Here is a 19,333-nt window from a genome sequence, read left to right on the forward strand (position 1 = left end):
AGTCAAAATCTATCTTGGAGAGTTTGCTCAAGTACGCACACAAACAGAGTTTCGCACAGAAGCAATCTAAAATCCAAAATCCAAAATTGTTTAACCCATTTATAATAAAGGCATCAAACGCCAGCGAGACAACGGTTATGCTCTCACCCGATCTCAAAAATGCGTTACCGACGACTGACGAACTTCCCTGTTCAGACGATACGCCAGTGGATAACGAAGACCAAAATTTTTTGCCCAATATTTTACTCTTTTTACTCAACTCTATTTGGGCAAATCGTATGGATTGGTACTTCGGAGTAGATATGGGAGTGTATCACACTACAGGAGTAAATCCCAGAGTAGCTGTAGTGCCAGATGCTTTTTTAAGTGTGGGAGTAGAACGAAAAAAGGGAGGCAAATCACGCAAAAGTTACGCAGTTTGGGAAGAAAATGGGATAGTTCCAATCTTCACATTAGAAATGGTATCGCACACCCCAGGGGGTGAATACGACGAGAAGCTAGATATATACAGAAAACTCGGTGTACTGTACTACGTAATTTATAACCCTGAGTTTTGGCGACGCGATCAACATCAACCCTTTGAAGTGTATAAGTTGATCGATGAAAACTACCAACTACAAATAGGTGAACCCTATTTGATGCCAGAGTTGGGGTTAAGTATTGGGCGACACCAAGGTGTAATTGGCGGCATACAACAGGAGTTTTTATGTTGGTATGACGAGCAAGGACAACGTTATTTGACAGATGCAGAACAGGTACAACAGGAGCGATCGCAGACTGAACAAGAACGACAAAGGACTGAACAATTAGCCCAGTATTTACGTTCTATAGGTGTAGATCCAAATAATCTACCTGGTAATTAAGTAGACGCAATTAAATATAAAATGTCATTGCGTACTCCTTTCCTACGGAACGCTACGCGAACGGAGAACCCGCAGGGTACGGAACGAAGTGAAGCGTGGCAATCTCAGTCTTTGCGATTTCAACTCTTAAAGACGCTCCGCGATTTGACTACTTTTTTAAGGATTGTGAGGATACATTTCATACGTGTAGAGACGTTGTATTGCAACGTCTCTACTATGGAAATCACCTGCCAGATACCCAAATATCTGATAAATCCACTCATCATAAACTTTTTATCAATTGTGATAGTACCGATTGAACAGCTAATAATTCAGGTGGTGGATTATTTAGAAACTGTGCAGAGCTATTATCAATTAAATTATTATAAGCTTTGACTGCTATCATTAATCGAGTTGGATTAATTTTCACATTTTGAACTTGCACTAGCATTAGATTCAGTATATCTTCTGTACTTATCGTAGTAAATAGTTCAGGATTACCTTGCTCATATTTAGAACCTGTAAAAATATTTAGTGAAGCATTCTCTGGAATTGGAGTAATAGTAAAATTATCAATATTCACAGCATTCTGAGTATTAATCGCTGTGTTTAACTGAGATTCATTAAATTGGACATCTGCTAACTTAGTTGTAATAGCTGAATCAATTGTTAGCAAACCTTGCAAGCTATTGACTAATTGTTGAGCTTGGTTAACTATAGACCCACTCTGAACACTACTTAATGAGTTCGTCAGTCTATCGTTCGCGTTCCCTTGTACTGACCTTGATGCTGTTAGAACACTTAGTAAAGTCTGTTGTGTCTCAAAAGGAATAGGGTTACCATCTGGTGAAGTTAAGCTGTTTATATTTAGCTGACGGAGTATTTCAAGAGCAGCATCGTTGACAACAACCTGGACGCTATAGCTGGAAAATACAACTTGAACGTTTCCTCCTACCGAAGGCTTAGTAAAAGTACCGCCTGTGATGTCGCTAGTTGTAACGATCGCACCAGTGACATCTGACTGGTTACCAGTTTGAGCTTGAGCTGGTAGCGATGTTTGAAAAAGCATTAAAGCTGCTCCAAAAGTAAAGCTTAAACTCAGACGAAAGGAAAAATATCCAATATTATTCATGATGTTTAAAAGTATTTAGAAAAGATAGCCAAAACCGAAACCGAGAATAAATCTAGCACCATCACCAGCATTGCCGGTAATATCAGCAACAGCAGGAGTAATCACAAACGGAATATTTCGGAAGGGAGCAATAGAAGTACCGATTGTCAAATCTTGACCAGTCCAGTCTGCTATTAACGATATTGGTTCAGCTAGTCTTAGCGCGACACTGCCAAACACGTTAACAGAGTCTATGCCTTTTTGAACATCGTATTCTGAGCGAAAACGACCCCCCCCCAAACCTAAAGACACAGTGACAGTACTAAAAGGTTCGGTAGTATCATTTTTCAACTGGAAAACTTTACTAACAACGCCATAAACGCTGCTTCCCCCATCTGGAGAACCGAACGTAGCTGCATTTTCTACTCCAACAGCGATCGCCAAGTTATTGGGAAACAAATGGTGAAGCTTAAAACTAACACCTCCGTTTGTGAAAAAACCTTCTCTAAATGTAGAAAAAGAAGAAACAGCGGCTTCTAAACCTACTATTTGCCGTTCTCCTAAACCAAACCCTAACACGATTCCACCATCATCAGTATTAGTAAAACGCGTCCTTGCTTGGTAACTAGCTCCCACAAAAACATCACCAAATTCTGCACCATAAGCAGTAGGAGTAGAAACAGATAAACCAGGCACATTGATAAATCCTGTAATTAGCCTCAATTTGTTTGAAGATATTGGTGGTAGGCGAAAACGTTGGCGTAAATCTTCAATTTGGGCTGTTTCAGGAGGATTATTTTGTGGTGGTTTGTACTCTACGACATATTGAGTTACAGTTTCAGAGGTTGTTAATGCCGGAAGCGTTCCGTCCTTGACTAAGGCTTGATAGATTAATGCTGCCACATCTGCCCGTGTAGCTACCTGATTCGGATTTAGCACTTGAACATCGGGATGATTAACAATCAGACGGTTCTGTATAGCAGCAGCAACTTGTTCGCGGGCATAATCAGGAATTAGAGAGGCATCCTGAAAATAAGTATTTAAATCTTTTGGCGTTGTTGTGTTCGTGGATAAATTCAGACCACTGACCAGAGAAACTAATATCTGAACGCGAGGGATATTTTGCTCAGAATTGAAGATATTGTTGGGATATCCCTCTAGAAAACCCGTTTTGTATGCAGCTTGAATAGCATCGTTAGCCCAATAATTGCTGGGTATATCCACAAATTGCACAGCATTGCGAACAGTAGGTTTCGGAAAACCTTTCTGAAGCATAGTGGCGAATTGAGCGCGTGTTACTGGTTGGTCTGGACGGAAAGTGCCATCTGGGAATCCTCGAATAATCCCTCGCGCTATCAAAGGTTCGATGAAACTTTGTGCCCAATTTCCTTGGACATCTGATAGTGTCGTTGTCTGTTGAGCAACACGAGATCCATTTAGTTTTTCCTTAGTGCTTGTATTCTCCTGCTGCTGTACTCTGATACTATTTGGCAATTTCTCCGTTAAGCGATCGCTTAATTGACGAGCCTCAGTCCCCTGCAAGTACTGAGCTTCAGCAGCAGGGCTAGCCCTCACCACTAAGCTTTGGCTGATCAGAACTTCATCTGGTGGTTTAAGATTCATGGTTGCAGACGTAGCAGTCTTGCTCAAAGTGGCATAAGCGCCATGACCTAGTTGACAACCAACCAGGGCAGCTGAAGTACAAATTGCAACTTTCCAAATCCGCATAATATAAATAGCTCTATTTCTGAAATTATTTTTAATACTTGGCAAATACTTGAGAGTTTCTGCCCTCGTTTGGGCTTGTTAAAAGATATTTGAAAAATAGCCAATTGTTGGGTTTTAAAATCTATGCAGTACGTATCAAACCTTCCCGTTGCATTTCCCACGCCAAGGTGGTGCGTATAATCTGGTCAAGGTTGTTATATTTCGGTTTCCAGCTTAAAAGTTTGCGGATTTTATCTGCATTGGCGGTGACACAGGCTGGATCTCCAGGACGACGATCGGTTTCGAGTACAGGAAAATCTACTCCAGAAATTGCCTTTACCCGTTCAATGACTTGCCGTACACTGTAGCCATGTCCATAACCGCAGTTGAAAAGTTGGCTTTCTTGACCTCGCTCTAAGTAGTACAAAGCATCTAAGTGAGCTGCTGCCAAATCTTCAACATGAATATAGTCCCGAATCCCTGTTCCATCTGGTGTGGGAAAATCAGTGCCAAAAATTCGCACTCCTGGTTTCCGCATGAGCGCTGCATCACAAGCAGATCGCACCAGATGAGATGCTTCTGGTGACATCTGTCCTAGTCTGCCTGCGGGATCTGCTCCAGCGACATTGAAATACCGGAGAATAACGTAGCGCAATTGAGAAGACTTGCCGTAGTCAGAAATGAGCCATTCGCTCATAAGCTTTGAGCGTCCGTAGGGGTTAATTGGCAGTGTTGGGGTAGACTCAGTGACGGGATTTTCTTGAGGTTGCCCGTAAACAGCAGCGGTACTCGAAAAGATAATTTTGTTAACACCCATCACGCTACAACAGCGGAGCAAATTCAGAGTATTGCGGGTGTTGTTGGCGTAGTAATCTAAGGGACGAGTAACTGATTCTGGCACAATCAGACTGGCGGCAAAGTGCAGCACTGCACTAAATTTATGCTTTGCAAATATTTGGTAAAGACGGTCTATATCAGCTAAATCAGCAACAACCAACTCACCGTATAGTACTGCCTTTGGCGAACTTGTAGAGCAGTTATCGTACACTACTATGTCGTAACCTGCCTCACCTAATTGCCGCACAACATGAGAGCCGATATAGCCTGCACCACCTGTGACTAAAACTTTTTTATTCATCTACCTTTACCTAACAAAACAACTCGAACGGTTTTAAAAGCGATCGCTAAATCCAACCATAGAGAATAGTTTTTGATGTAATAGAGGTCGTAAGCCAACTTTTCGTAAGCATCTTCAGTCGAAGCACCGTAGGGATACATTACCTGCGCCCAACCAGTGATTCCTGGTTTGACCAAATAACGAACGTCATAATAGGGAATCTCTTGTTTGAGCTTGACATCAAACTCTGGTCTCTCTGGACGCGGGCCTATTAGGCTCATCTCTCCCCGCAACACATTCACAATTTGCGGTAGTTCATCGATTCGCATAATTCGTAACCAGCGTCCGACTCTAGTGATGCGAGAGTCGCCTTTGTTTGCCCACTGCGCCCCTTGTTTCTCAGCATCCTGATACATGGAGCGGAATTTATAAACCCGAAATGGCTTGCCGTGCAAACCTGTCCGTAGCTGGGTGTAGAATGCTGAACCTGGACTATCTATCTTGATTATCAATGCTACAAGTAGCATGAGTGGGGAAAGAATTAAGAGTAACAGCCCTGCAAAAATCATATCTATGAACTGCTTCAGCTTGAGACTGATACCAGCAGGCAACAGGTTAAATCCAGCACTAAAAACCAACCAACTATCCTGTATTAAGGATGAAGGAACTTTATACCATAAGGTTTCGCAAACATCTAGTAATCTGTAAACTGGAATACCTTTCAGCCGTATATCCATTAACTGCCGTACATCCGTATCAGATAAGTCGATTTGGGTTGCCACTATTACACCTGACCATGACTGTTGAATCCAGTTAGGTAAGTCATTAAGGCTACCTACATGATTTAAGCGATTGTCTGTTGACTGAGTTGTATTTTGACTAGTTTCTGATAAGACAAACAATCTTCCTAATGAGTTGGATTCTAGGAATATTTGTCCAAACTGGAGAGATGTTTCGCTAGCACCTAGCATTAGCCACCGACTCTGTTGAGTGTGCGATCGCACCCACTTTACTGCTAACAGGCGCAACATCACTGCCCAGATTGTAAAGACCCCTAAACTTGGTAGCAAAATTCCCCGCCCAAAAAGCTGGTATTGTCCCCATACACCAGCTAAGTAAACTAGAGCAGCGGTGATTCCACCAACTATCATATTGCTGATCAAAATCCGAGCCGGAGCTCGTAAACCTGCAATTTGCGTGTCTGGTTGGTAAGAGTTTGTTAGATAAAGCCCCACGAGAGTTAACAGGAAAAATCCATAAAAAACCAGATCGAAACCATCAATTGGTTGACCGAATCGTAACCATAGGGCAAGAGTAAAACTAAGGAGTAAGCCAAGAACATCCCCCACCAAAAGCAATATAGGCAGAATATTCTGGATTTGTTGTAACTTATTTCCTCGATTGTTCGCAGAAAAGGTGATGCTCATTAATCTAGCCTTTCCCACATGGATAAAGTACAGAAATAATTAACCACAGAGAGAAATCTCAACGGTGGTGGCTTCCAGCTATCAGAACTTTGTCTGAACACAGATACTCCTAGAGGTGCATAGATGCTCACCTATTTGCGTACCTCATTTATACGCTGTAATATTACGTACTTTCACGTTATATTACGTGTCTCCACACTTGTAGTATTTCTACAAAGCGTTTTAAAACCGAATAATTACTTAATTTAATATTAATGCCTGAAGAAAAACTAGTACAAATACGTAAGCAATTTACGCAGAAATTGCTAAAAATAGTATGGATAATTTCATTGAAAGCAAATCAGGCTCAAATTAGGCACTCTTCTTGAGCGCTTTAACATTTTTATTTATGCCTTCTAACCAAGAAGACCGAGACTCAGTAGATTTTCATCAGTACTGGCTGATCCTAAAAAGACGTTGGTTACTCATAGCAATTGTCATAGGATCTGTGTTTGGAATGACAGGGTTATTCACTTTCATCCAAAAGCCAATTTACGAGGCGAAAGGCAAGTTGCTTTTCAACAAGCAGAATGGTGTTTCTTCACTTACAGGTTTAAGCGATCAGGTTGGACAACTCAGTGGTGTAACAAGCCTCAGTAACCCCTTAGATACAGAAGCGGAAGTCATCCGCTCAAATACTATTGTCCAAAAAACAATTGCTAATCTGCAATTAAAGGACAAAGTGGGCAGACCCCAGGTAATTGATGGGTTTATCAAACAACTGAAGCTCAAGAGTATCAGGGGTACGGATGTTATGGAGCTTTCATACCGCAGTACCGACCCCAAACAAGCGGCAGAGGTAATAAGAGTGTTAATGGCTAATTACTTAGAAAATAACATTCGCACGAACCGAGCAGAAGCGACAGCAGCGCGGGAATTCTTGAGCAACCAGTTACCTGACTTTGAGAAGAGAGTTATAGAAGCAGAAGCGGCATTGCGTCGTTTTAGAGAAGAAAATGGCGTTGTTGCTCTAGAAGAAGAAGCAAAAACTGGGGTAGAAAGACTCAATGAGCTATCAGACCAAATTACCAAAGCCCAAGCAGCTTTGGCAAATGCTAACTCTCGCTCTCAAACTTTGCAAAGTCAATTGCAATTAACTAGTCAGGAGGCGATCGCACTTAGCACTCTCAATCGCTCCCCTGGTATCCAGCAAGTACTAACTGAATACCAGAAAGTACAAGACGAATTAGCCATCGAACGCTCTCGCTTTCAAGATGAACACCCAACCGTCGTCAACTTGATTAGCAAAGAACAAGCTCTTAGAGAACAACTCAAACAGCGAGTTACCAAAACTTTTAATAGTTCCCAGTTTGTGCCAGAAAAGAACTTACAGATTGGAGACCTCAAACAAACTCTGAGTGCTAATTTAGCAGAGTCAGAGGTAGAACGATTCGGATTCGCACATCAAGTAGAAGTCTTAAGCGAGGCATTCTTACTTACTCAAACACGGTTGAGAGTTATACCCCGACTGCAACAAAAACAGCAACAACTAGAACGACAGCAGCAAGTAGCACGAGTTACTTATGAACAGATGCTAAAGCGGTTGCAAGAAGTGCAGGTCGTAGAGAACCAGAATGTGGGTAATGCAAGAGTTATCTCTGAGGCTTTAGTTCCCGAAAAGCCAATTTCTCCCCGCATTGCTCTAAATCTAATATTGGGTGGATTTTTGGGGATTGTGCTGGCTGTAGGAACAGCTCTGATCCTGGAAAGTACAGATAAATCCCTCAAGACAGTTGAAGCTGCTAAGGAGCTTTTACGCTATCCCTTATTAGGTACGATTCCTTTATATGTTCAAAAAGCCACAGAGGATGTTACAGACAATCAGTTAGAACTGCCTGTACTCAACAATCCCCATTCAGCAATCAATGCAGCCTTTGAGATGCTTCTAGCTAACTTAGGTTTTGCCCTTAGTGATAAAACACTGAAAGTAATTGTAATTACCAGTTCAATTCCATCTGAAGGTAAATCCTATATTGCAGCTAACTTGGCAGTAGCCACGGCGCAGATGGGACGCAGAGTCCTATTAGTGGATGCTGATATGCGTCACCCACGTCAACAACAAATTTGGCAACTACCTAATCTGATGGGGTTGAGTAATGTGCTAGTTGCTCAGACTACGTTGCAAAATGCTACCCAAGAAGCACTGGTTAATGTGGAGCTATTAACATCTGGTACAATACCACCTAATCCAGGAGCATTACTCGATTCACAGAAGATGTCGTCTTTAATTGCTGAGGCTAGCAGAGACTATGATTTTGTAATTATAGATACTCCTCCATTAAGTATATTCGCTGATGCAATGTTCTTGGGTAAACTCGCAGATGGGATACTACTGGTTGTACGTTCTGGTTTAGTTAAATCTACCGTGGCTACTGATATGAAGATATTGTTAGAGCAGTCTGAACAGCGAGTTTTGGGAATGGTAGTGAATGGAGAAAGTACAGGAAGCAGCTACGGCTACTACTACAATCACTACCATGAGGGTTCCGCCCCAACTCGCAAGAAGAAGTCTCAGCCACCTAACATCGGTGTTTCTTAATTACGTATATATTTGGACTTCATGCTAGGTAAGTACAATATTCAGAAATTATTGCCGTTTAAGAAAAACCTTGGCTCTGAACTGCGTGCCATTATTGCGAACACAGGTTGGCTTTTCGCAGATCAAATTTTTCGCATGGTTGTTGGGATAGTTCTGAGTATATGGATTGCACGCTATTTAGGAGCGCAGCAGTACGGTTTGTTTAACTATGCCGTTGCCTTTGTTGCACTGTTTAGTCCGTTTGCTAATTTGGGGTTAGACAGTGTTGCAGTTCGCCACATTGTGCGTGACTCTTGGAGCAAAGAGCAAATTTTAGGAACAGCTTTCTGGCTCAAATTCTTTGGTGGGGTAGGATCTGTGTTGTTAGCAACTGCCTCTATTTATTGGTTACGCCAGGATGAAAAGCTAAACGTGTGGTTAGTAGCAATTTTGGCAACAGCAGGAATTTTTCAGGCTTTTGACACAATCAATCTTTGGTTTCAGTCTCAAGTGCAGTCAAAGTACACCGTGCTTGCCAAAACTATAGCGTTTGTACTGATTAGCCTGCTAGAAGTGACTTTGATTGTCATACACGCCCCATTAATTGCTTTTGCCTGGGCAGCTTTAGCAGAGATTGCATTAGGTGCTATATGTTTGGCGATCGCTTACAGAATTAAGGGCTACTCGTTGTGGTTGTGGTCTTGGAGTTTTCCAATTGCTAAACTTCTATTCAAAGAAAGCTGGCCTTTGATGTTTTCTGGTTTAACTGTTGTCATTTATATGAAAATTGACCAGATTATGTTAGGGGAAATGGTTGGTAATGGTGCTGTCGGTATTTACTCGGCTGCGGCTCGAATTTCTGAGGTTTGGTACTTTATCCCGATGGCGATCGCCTCTTCAGTTACTCCAGCAATTTTTGCAGCTAAAGCAACTAATGAAGCTTTATATTATCGACGAATAGGACAATTGCTGCGTTTACTGGTATTGCTTTCTATAGTGATTGCTGTCCCTATGACATTTGTATCAGGAACAATAGTGACGACACTGTTTGGCAAAGAATATGCTGATGCAGAGCAAGTATTAGCTATTCACATTTGGGCTTCTTTGTTTGTTTTTATGGGGGTTGGCACATCTTCTTGGTTTGTTGCAGAAGGTTTAACGCACCTTTCTATGTACAGAACTTTAATTGGTGCAATTATTAATGTTCTGTTAAACCTATTTTTGATTCCTACTTATACTGGGGTCGGTGCTGCGATCGCTACTGTATTTTCTTATGCATTTTCTGGATTTTTAATTCATGCTATTCATTCAAAAACTCAAAAGCTATTTTGGCTTCAGATTAAATCATTTGCATTTTTTAGAGCTTAAGATAATTTCTGCTATTTGCATTAATTAAGGTTTTGAAAATCTGCATTACAACATTTGAATTTTAAATACCGAAAAAAATGATTCAACTAATTCTGAAAAAACTAGTTTCAGCAAGTATAAAAAGTTCTCTGAAGGCTTATCAAACATTAAGTTTTGAATATGGACATTTCAAAACAGCCCAAGACTGGGTATGTCTTGACAAGTATGGTAAACCAATACCTTGGTATACATATCCAGCTATTGAATATATTAAACAACTCGATTTTTCGGACAAAGTAATATTTGAATATGGCTCTGGATATTCCTCTATTTTCTGGGCTGAACGATGCAAAACAATGGTTTCGATTGAAGATAATGAAGAGTGGTATAACAAAATAAAAAATAGGTTACCAAAAAATGTTGATTACTTATTAATCAATGAAAAAAAAAGCTATATAAACTCTATATTAGATTACAATCATAAATTCGATGTTATCATAATTGATGGTAGCGATCGCTATGAATGTGCTGTTATAGCCAGAGAAAAGTTAAGCGAAACTGGCATAATTGTACTTGATAATTCTGATTGGCAAGAAAAAGCAAGTAATTTTTTACGAGAATCAAACCTCATTCAAGTAGATATGGCAGGGTTTGGCCCAATTAACTCTTATACTTGGACAACATCATTTTTCTTTTCTAGATATTTCAATTTTAGTCCTGCTTCTGACCGCCAACCAGTACACGGAATTGGTAGTCTCAAACATCGGAATGCTTAAATGTGGGTGAGAAATCAAATCATCCAGATTTACAATTCAGCATTGAAAATATACAAAGCTAGTTATTAACATGAAAAAAAAATTAGAGTTACTCCGCCGTAAAGTTTATGAAGTTTGTGGCAATTCAAAATATTCTAGACCCTCATTAAATAACTTAGATACTAAGCTTGAAAAGTATCTAAATTTCTCAAATGGTTTCTTTATTGAAGTTGGTGCAAATGATGGGTATAGCCAAAGTAATACTTATTATTTAGAAAAGTTTTTAGGCTGGCGTGGCATTTTGGTTGAACCGATTCCTTATTTATTTAATAAGTGTAAACGTACAAGAAGTAACTCGTCAGTATATAATTATGCTTTGGTTTCTCAAGAATTAGATGATAGTTTTGTAGAAATGCATTATGCCAATCTTATGTCAGTAGTAGAAGGTTCACTGAAAAGTCAAGAATTGCAAGCAAAGCATATTGAAGATGGTTTAAAATGTCAAAAAATAGCCAAATCTTATACTGTCAGTGTCCCTACAAAAACTCTTGAATCCATATTAAATGAGTTTCCTTATTTACCTACTATAGATTTTTTATCTTTAGATGTAGAAGGATATGAAATTAATGTTTTATTAGGGTTGAATTTACACAAATATAAACCACGCTATATCCTTATAGAAGCAAGATTTTTTGAAGAAATTCAAGCTTTGTTAGAGCCTTTTTACAATTTAGTCGAACAGCTTTCATATCATGATTTTCTTTATCAAATAAAAAATTAATTTTTTATCTGAAAAACAACTTTGTTAGTGAGTTTTTATGGAAGTTTCACCAATTGCCTTTTTCACCTATAAACGACCAGAGCATACACGTCAATCTTTAGAATCCTTAGCTCAAAATGAGTGGGCAGATCAAAGTGAGTTATTTATCTTTTGTGATGGCCCCAAAAATACAGAAGATGAGAAAAATGTCAAGCAGGTCAGAGAAGTAGTTAGAAGTAAACAGTGGTGTAAAAATGTACATATTATTGAGCGTGAAAGCAATATGGGATGTGCTAACTCGATAATTAGTGGTGTAACAGAAGTTTGTGAAAAATACGGTCGAATTATTGTACTTGAAGATGATTTGCTTCTTTCACCCTTCTTTCTTGACTATATGAATAAAGCTCTAAACTTATATAAAGATTATCCTGAAATAATGCAGATTTCTGGACACATGTATCCTGTTGAACTAGATGTAAAAACAGATGCGATTTTTTTGCCTTTTATAACAGCTTGGGGATGGGCAACTTGGCAGAGGTCTTGGAAAAACTTTGACCATAAAATGGCAGGCTATAAAATATTAGAAACCGATAAAAACCTTAGATATATATTTGATTTTAATGGTTCATATCCATTTTTTAAAATGCTTCAATCAGAAATTCGTACTAATTTAGATACATGGGATGTTCGATGGTATTTAACTATATTTATACTTAGAGGGTTAACACTTCATCCAGTACAATCTTTAGTGAAAAATATTGGTTTCGATGGTAGTGGAACTCATTGCCAGAAACAAAAAATTAATTCTGTTTACTATAAAGACCAAATCAACAATTTTCCTTTGGCTCCTGTAGAAAATGAGCAGGCGAAATCTATTATTTTTAATTATTTAAAACAAGCAGAAAAGAGAAATTTAAATGATGTTTTAAATAAAATTGTGAATAAAACTTTATTGTTATTAAATTCTTAGAATTGGTTACAAGAATGAATTATATTATTTATATTTTCGTTAAATACATCAAATATATTATTAATTTAGCAATCCGGCTAGAAAAATACACAAGCTTTCACCACAATAGTGTTATGCAACCATCTGTGAAGATTTTTGCAGAGGCGAACATCGATAATTTAGCTAAGAACCCAGACTTAATTTTAATTGGTAAAGATTCAGTTATCAGGGGACAGTTATTAGTTTTTCCTCATGCAGGGAAAATAGAAATTGGCGATTCTTGCTACATTGGTGTGGGTACACGTATATGGTCTGCTGATTCAATAGAAATCGGTAATCGAGTTTTTATTTCACACAATGTCAATATTCATGATACAAACTCACATTCTATAGATATGGATTTGAGATATAAACATTTTGTGGCTATCATGTCAGATGGCCACCCTATCCATAACGATTTTGATATTCAATCCGAAGCTATTTGTATAGAGAATGATGTGTGGATAGGATTCAATTCAACAATACTCAAAGGTGTAAAAATTGGTAAAGGAGCTATTGTGGCTGCTTGTTCAGTTGTTACTAAAGATGTTCCAGAATTTGTTGTTGTTGCTGGAAATCCAGCTAAGATTGTCAAACAAATCCAACCAAAAAATACAAAAATAAAGCAAAGTATTTAGTCAATATGGAAATTAAGGATTATTGGGGTAAAACTTATCTTATTAATATATTTTTTAAGAAGATAAATAATTTTATTGTTCTTACAAGAAGCCTGTTTTATAACAATATAACTATCAAAAAATATGCTAAGTTAAACTTACTCAAGCTTCGGATGAAGGCGGGATGCTCAGTATTGATCGAGGAACAAAGTCAGATACTTGGATCTGTGATATTTGATAGAGAAAATGCTTCTATCTCAATTGGAAAAAGAGTATTTATTACTGGTTCACTTATTGCATCTCAAAATATCGAAATTGGTGACGATGTACTGATTGCATGGGGAACGACAATTGTTGACCATAATTCTCATTCCATATATTTTTCAGAACGTAAAAAAGATGCTGTTGACTGGATGGCAGGAAAGAAGGATTGGACTCATGTAAAGATTGCTCCTGTGAAGATATGTAATAAAGTTTGGATTGGGTTTAACTCTATTATTCTTAAAGGTGTAACGATTGGCGAAGGAGCAGTGATTGGAGCAGGATCGGTCGTTACAAAAGATGTTCCAGCCTGGACAGTGGTTGCTGGTAATCCAGCTCGTATCATTCGAGAGATTCCAGAAAATGAACGCTAATTTATTGACGAAATGCTGATAAAAAAACTTTGTAAATATACCTTTGATCAATCAAATATTGCTGGTCGTTTTTACACATTTTTAGCGGTAAAACAATAATGAATCAGTATCAATCAATCCTCATAACTGGGGTTTCTGGTTTCATTGGTCGTTATGTTGCTCGTTATTTCTCAGAGCAAGGTTGGTCTGTTATTGGTATTGATAACTCTCCTCCTGAGAATGCACCTATTGCCAACTTGTCAGCTTACTACTGCTTGCAGTTGCCAGACATAACATTGAATAACCTACTAAAAGAGCATTCGCCTGAAGTTTGCATTCACTGTGCTGGTCGTGCTTCTGTGGGTTTATCTATGAATAATCCTATTGCTGATTTCTACACTAATACAGTTCTGACATTTGAAATTCTAAATGCCTTACGCCTCAATACTCCTAAGTGTCGATTCATTTTCCTCTCTAGCGCAGCAGTTTATGGTAATCCAGAGTCATTACCAGTAAGCGAAACACAATCTCTTGCTCCCCTTTCTCCTTACGGTTTTCACAAGCAGCAGTGTGAGCAGTTATGTCTCGAATTCACTAAAGTTTATGACTTGCCAACTGCCAGTTTACGCATCTTTTCTGCCTATGGGCCGGGCTTACGTCGTCAGGTTCTTTGGGATATTTGCCAGAAAGCTATTACTCAAAACTCTGTCACATTGCATGGCACTGGACAAGAAAGCCGTGATTTTATCCATGCTCTTGATATTGCTAAAGCTTTAATGGTGGTAGCTAATTCTGCCCCAATGCAGGGAGAGGCTTACAACCTAGCTTCTGGTAGAGAAGTCAGTATTTATGAATTAAGCGGGATAGTTTTAAATACTTTGGAGTATGAGGGTATTCCTCAGTTTGACGGTATTGTTCCAATTGGTACACCTCTCAATTGGCGTGCTGAAACATCAAAGTTAGCCGCTTTAGGGTTTTCTGCCTCTGTACCCTTAGAACGAGGTGTAAAAACATTTGCAAATTGGTGTCGTGCGGAGCTTGTAGGAGTATGAAAAATTTGCATATCTCTCTTTGGATGGCAGGTAGTTCTGGGTGGATGGGAGGTGCTATTTACATACAAAATTTAGCTCGTGCGATCGCCAGTTTATCATTAGCAGAAAGGGCTAATACAAAACTAAGTATAGTTTGTTTATCATCTGACTTAAATTTGGTTAAACCTATACTGCCGTATGTTGATCAAGTTTATATGTTTGGAAAGCTTTATTTGAAAATTTGTCATAGTTTAGCAGGACGTTTAGTCTTTCTACCTCCTCAGATTTTCAATCCTTTGAAAATAGATTTTTTATATCCAACTTATGTAGGTTCAATATCTCCCTACTCATGGGGAAGTTGGATTCCTGATTTTCAACATCATTATTTTCCAGAGTTTTTCTCAAAAGAAGAGATTAATAAACGTGATGCCCTTCATCAAAAGATAGCTGACTCTGCTCCTGTAATTGTCTTGAGCAGTCAAATGGCGCAATCAGACTTTCATCGTCTTTTCCCTAAAGCAGCATCACGAACTAAAGTGATGAATTTTACTAGTTATTTACAGCCAGAGTATTTTGAACTGAATCCAAAACTCATTCAAGAAAAATATGGACTACCTGATAGCTTTTTTCTAGTTAGTAATCAATTTTGGAAACATAAAAATCATGATTTAATTGTTGAAGCTTTAGGTATTCTAAAGCAAAATAAAATTTACCCAACTGTTGTTTTTACTGGTAATTTTAATGGTAAAGATAATTATGAGTGTTTTAAAGAATTAAGTTATAAAATTGAAAAGCTAGAGATTAGTAAACAAATACATATTTTAGGATTAATTCCTCGGATTGACCAGATCCAATTAATGAGGATGTGTTTAGCAGTTATTCAACCTTCTTTATTTGAAGGATGGAGTACTGTCATCGAAGATGCTAGGGCATTAGGTAAGCCAATGTTAGTTTCTGATTTCCCAGTTCATTTAGAACAAAATCCACCTTTCACATTATTTTTTGAACGACACAATCCAGAACAGTTAGCATCATTAATATCTGAAGCATTGGATAATTTTCAGTCTGGTATAAATCTAGAAAAAGAAAATGCCGCTATACGAAATAATTTTGATGCTACTCAAGCTTATGGTAGGCGTTTCTTAGAAATAGCAAATAATTTGAAATGGCATGAATAAATATAGTTTTCAAATTAAATTTCTGATTAAAAGTTTAAAAAGAGTTTTTAAATAAAAATGATGAAAATACTTTTATATATAAATATTATATTAATTTTTTTCCCTGCATTCTCATTATCTTATCCTTTCACTGGCATATATTTTCAGTCTAGAATATTAGGATTACCTTTGTTAATATGGTATGCATTTATAAATAATAAAAAGGTTAAAAAAGATTTATTTGTTTTTGTTGTAGCTTTATTAATATGCCTTATAACCCCAATTTTAGGTTTACTTACAAACAGGAGTTACAGTTTGATTGATATTGGCTATATCTCAAGTTTTTTATATTTAATAATATTTGCTCAAATAATGGGTAATAATTTAGACCTATTTGTAAATTTTATTAAAGTATTTACTTTGGCAAATATATTTTATTCAGTATTGCAAACAATTTTGATGAATATTGGGTTAGAAACACTGGCAATGATTCATTCTAATTTACCTGTTAAAGTAAATTCAGGTTATGTGCTTCCTGCCTCAATCTTACCTTATACCTATAGATTTAGTGGACTTTTTAATGAATCTTCTCCTCTGATTTTCTATTTGTGTTCTTCTTATATATTTCTCGCAGAAATTTCTCCAGAAAATCGCTCAAAAAATACTTTTATCATTCAGATTTTGACGCTATTAACAATATTAATTTCTGGCTCTAAATATTCTTATGCTTTTTTAATAAATTATTTGATCATTAAATTAATTGCATCTGTTAAAGATAAAATTTTTAGAAGATTCTTATATGTAATAGTTTTAAGTTTAAGTTTATATTTATTCAATCAATATTTTTCTACGATTTTAACTTCTATGTCAGAGATACTTCCAGCATTTGAAGATAGAAAGGTAAATATTGAAAACAGTATTACTTTGCTTTTAGAGCTTGAGCCGATGGGCAATGGTTTTCTTCCTAGCTCAACTGGTGAATCTGGTGGATTAGATGCCATTACTATAATAGTAGGTGGTTATGGAGTATTGTTTGGAATGACTATTTTAATTTCTTTTTTAGTTTGGATTTTATTGTCAAAAGTAAAAAATAAACCAATATTTGTAGTTGTATATATTTTAGGTTTGCTATCTAGTGGCTCATTTTTAATTTCTCAATATACTTTATTTTTTACGATGATTTATGTAATAAATCAACAATATAAAATTACTGAATTCAATTTTGTTAAAAGCGAGCGCAAGCATTATTGTCTTGAATCTAAAACATAGTGTAAAATAAAATTTTAATTTTTTTATCTAAATAACTAATAGTGAGGTTAAAATTTCAATGATTTTATGTGATGTAATAACTATAACTAGAAATGCCGAGTCTCATATCTGTCAAACTTTAAAGAGTGTAAGTGAGCAAGAATATAGTCAAATTAATCATATAATTGTTGATGGTCAATCAACAGATTTGACTGTGAATATAATTGATAGTTTCCCTCATAATAAGACTTTTAAAGTCTATACTCAAAAAAGTATTGGTATTACAGCAGCTTTTAACGAAGGTCTTCGTTATGTAACAGGTGATTTGGTAGTGTTTTTAAATGCTGGCGATTTATTTGTGAATAGCCAAGTTATTGCTCAAGTGGTAGAGTCGTATAAAAATAATGAATGGCTTTGGGCTAGCGGGGAAACTATTTCACTTAGCCGGAGAAAATATTTGAAAAGATATATTAAGCAGTATCATAAATGGCAACAGGAACTATTTTTATATGGAAATCCTATATGTCATCAATCTACTATTTTTTCCCAAGTAATATTGTCACAAGTAGGCTTATATGATGAGCAGCTTTATTTAGAAGCAGATTATGATTTTAATGTGAGAGCTTCCTTAATTTCTCAACCATATCTTTTAAGATTTCCAATTTCATATTATGACACGACTGGTATATCGTCTATAAAAGTTTTTCAAAGTTATATTACACAGAAAAGGCTGCGGAAAAAATACTTCCCACTCACTGATAATCAGAACTTAATAATTGACACTATTTGTTTTATTAAAGCAATTAAGCGTTTTTTGCTGATACCAATCAAGTTATATTTATGATTTCTGCAAATATAAAGCACCCTACTGTAACTCTGGCTATCCCTACTTACAACGAATCACTAACTGTAGAAAATGTTATCAAACAATTTTTAGCAACAGAATATTCTAATTTAATTGAAATATTCGTAGCTGATGGTGGTAGTACTGATGATACTCAAATGATTGTACACAACCTGTCATTAGTAGAGCCGAGAGTTAAACTTATACATAATCCTTTAAAAATACAAGCTGCTGGTAAAAATTTAATTTTACAAGAATCTACAGGTGAGATTTTTATCATAGCTGATGCTCATTCAGATTATGCAACTGACTACATAGAAAAATGCGTAGAGGTTTTATTGAAATCGGAGGCCCTCAATGTCGGTGGGGCGCAGCGTTTCATAGCTAAAACTCCTTTTCAAGTAAGTGTTGCACTAGCATCTAAAAGCTTTTTAGGTAGTGGTGGTGCTAAATATCGAGATCCTGATTACAATGGCTATGCTGATACTGTTTATTTAGGATGTTTCTGGAGAAAGACACTACTTGATGTTTCTGGATTTGATATTTCACAATTTACAAATGAGGATGCCGAATTAAATCAAAAACTCCTTCAAAAAAGCCAAAAAGCCATCTATATAAGCTCAGAGATTGGTGTTTGGTATTATCCAAGAAAGACATGGAAATCTATCTGTATTCAGTATTTTAAGTACGGTAGGGGACGTTATTTAACAACTGTTAAGCATAAATCTAATTTTCAACTTCGGGGTAAGCTTCCATTTTTAGTAATATCAAGTACAGCTTTAATATTACTAATTGATATTATTTTTCCTCAATTAGGTTTACCTATAAGAAAAATTATTCTGTTCAGCTTACTTTTTCCCTTGCTGGAAAGTTTACGCATCAAATTAAAATTTCGTAAAAAGCTGAAATCAGAAGTGTGGCGAGGGAATGAACAAGATTATCCTTCTAATATTTATCTCTGGTTGTTTTGTGCAGTAATTTTATTAACTATGCCGTTCGCGCACTTTTCTGGCTATACTTATCAGATAATCCGATCCAGAGTTTTAAGAATAAGTAAGTGGTAATCAAAAAACCAAAGCAAATTCAAAACTTCTGACTTTTAGTGTTTTACACAGATTAACCGTAGTCTTTTTCTACACTATAATTCTAAGACTTCCAGAAAGCTTCTAGCTTACGCAACATAGTCATTTATTTAGATCCACCTACTTAGT

15 protein-coding genes and 2 pseudogenes are annotated in these 19,333 nt (G+C 37.0%); 13 read left to right on the top strand and 4 right to left on the bottom strand.

Annotation, left to right across the window (positions count from 1 at the left end):
• The first annotated feature begins 137 nt into the window (after positions 1-137).
• Positions 138-863, top strand: coding sequence for a Uma2 family endonuclease (locus V7L31_RS28665; RefSeq protein ID WP_334699358.1), 726 nt, complete (start codon positions 138-140; stop codon positions 861-863).
• Between the two features lie 262 nt (positions 864-1,125).
• On the opposite strand, the gene V7L31_RS28670 is transcribed toward V7L31_RS28665, so the two are convergent.
• The 4 genes from V7L31_RS28670 to V7L31_RS28685 all read right to left on the bottom strand — a co-directional run bounded on the left by V7L31_RS28670 (position 1,126) and on the right by V7L31_RS28685 (position 6,204).
• Positions 1,126-1,974 (bottom strand): hypothetical protein, encoded by an 849-nt coding sequence (locus V7L31_RS28670; protein ID WP_334699359.1) that lies wholly within the window; start codon positions 1,972-1,974, stop codon positions 1,126-1,128.
• A 15-nt stretch (positions 1,975-1,989) separates the two neighbouring features.
• Positions 1,990-3,681 (bottom strand): S-layer homology domain-containing protein, encoded by a 1,692-nt coding sequence (locus V7L31_RS28675; RefSeq protein WP_334699360.1) that lies wholly within the window; start codon positions 3,679-3,681, stop codon positions 1,990-1,992.
• Positions 3,682-3,802: 121 nt separating this feature from the next.
• Positions 3,803-4,798: a UDP-glucose 4-epimerase GalE gene (gene galE / locus V7L31_RS28680; RefSeq protein ID WP_334699361.1), complete on the bottom strand. Its 996-nt coding sequence runs from the start codon at positions 4,796-4,798 to the stop codon at positions 3,803-3,805.
• Positions 4,795-6,204 (bottom strand): sugar transferase, encoded by a 1,410-nt coding sequence (locus V7L31_RS28685; protein WP_334699362.1) that lies wholly within the window; start codon positions 6,202-6,204, stop codon positions 4,795-4,797. The genes galE and V7L31_RS28685 overlap by 4 nt, the downstream gene beginning before the upstream one ends.
• A gap of 388 nt (positions 6,205-6,592) precedes the next feature.
• Here V7L31_RS28685 and V7L31_RS28690 point away from each other — a divergent pair, with 388 nt between their 5' ends.
• From V7L31_RS28690 to V7L31_RS28745, 12 genes and pseudogenes are all read left to right on the top strand, one after another.
• Complete coding sequence (locus tag V7L31_RS28690; RefSeq protein ID WP_334699363.1) at positions 6,593-8,782, top strand: GumC family protein; 2,190 nt, start codon at positions 6,593-6,595, stop codon at positions 8,780-8,782.
• Positions 8,783-8,803: 21 nt separating this feature from the next.
• The gene (locus tag V7L31_RS28695) at positions 8,804-10,129 is read left to right on the top strand and encodes a flippase (protein ID WP_334699364.1); all 1,326 of its coding nucleotides are present in this window, start codon (positions 8,804-8,806) and stop codon (positions 10,127-10,129) included.
• Between the two features lie 77 nt (positions 10,130-10,206).
• Complete coding sequence (locus tag V7L31_RS28700; RefSeq protein WP_334699365.1) at positions 10,207-10,884, top strand: hypothetical protein; 678 nt, start codon at positions 10,207-10,209, stop codon at positions 10,882-10,884.
• 70 nt (positions 10,885-10,954) lie between these two features.
• The gene (locus V7L31_RS28705) at positions 10,955-11,644 is read left to right on the top strand and encodes an FkbM family methyltransferase (protein ID WP_334699366.1); all 690 of its coding nucleotides are present in this window, start codon (positions 10,955-10,957) and stop codon (positions 11,642-11,644) included.
• Positions 11,645-11,681: 37 nt separating this feature from the next.
• Complete coding sequence (locus V7L31_RS28710) at positions 11,682-12,593, top strand: hypothetical protein (protein ID WP_334699367.1); 912 nt, start codon at positions 11,682-11,684, stop codon at positions 12,591-12,593.
• A gap of 464 nt (positions 12,594-13,057) precedes the next feature.
• Positions 13,058-13,207, top strand: a pseudogene (locus V7L31_RS32740) (DapH/DapD/GlmU-related protein); the annotation flags it as partial.
• A 473-nt stretch (positions 13,208-13,680) separates the two neighbouring features.
• Positions 13,681-13,863: pseudogene (locus V7L31_RS32745) on the top strand (DapH/DapD/GlmU-related protein); the annotation flags it as partial.
• Between the two features lie 98 nt (positions 13,864-13,961).
• Positions 13,962-14,894, top strand: coding sequence for an NAD-dependent epimerase/dehydratase family protein (locus V7L31_RS28725; protein ID WP_334699370.1), 933 nt, complete (start codon positions 13,962-13,964; stop codon positions 14,892-14,894).
• Positions 14,891-16,051 carry a glycosyltransferase family 4 protein gene (locus tag V7L31_RS28730; protein WP_334699371.1) on the top strand — a complete coding sequence of 387 codons (1,161 nt, stop codon included), beginning with the start codon at positions 14,891-14,893 and terminating at the stop codon, positions 16,049-16,051. Before V7L31_RS28725 ends, V7L31_RS28730 begins: the two co-directional genes overlap by 4 nt.
• A gap of 57 nt (positions 16,052-16,108) precedes the next feature.
• Positions 16,109-17,299, top strand: a complete 1,191-nt coding sequence (locus V7L31_RS28735) for a hypothetical protein (protein WP_334699372.1) — start codon at positions 16,109-16,111, stop codon at positions 17,297-17,299.
• A gap of 58 nt (positions 17,300-17,357) precedes the next feature.
• Positions 17,358-18,122: a glycosyltransferase gene (locus V7L31_RS28740; protein WP_334699373.1), complete on the top strand. Its 765-nt coding sequence runs from the start codon at positions 17,358-17,360 to the stop codon at positions 18,120-18,122.
• The gene (locus V7L31_RS28745) at positions 18,119-19,186 is read left to right on the top strand and encodes a glycosyltransferase family 2 protein (RefSeq protein WP_334699374.1); all 1,068 of its coding nucleotides are present in this window, start codon (positions 18,119-18,121) and stop codon (positions 19,184-19,186) included. Before V7L31_RS28740 ends, V7L31_RS28745 begins: the two co-directional genes overlap by 4 nt.
• Positions 19,187-19,333: the final 147 nt, after the last annotated feature.

This window comes from Nostoc sp., assembly GCF_036916655.1.
Taxonomy (GTDB): domain Bacteria; phylum Cyanobacteriota; class Cyanobacteriia; order Cyanobacteriales; family Nostocaceae; genus Nostoc.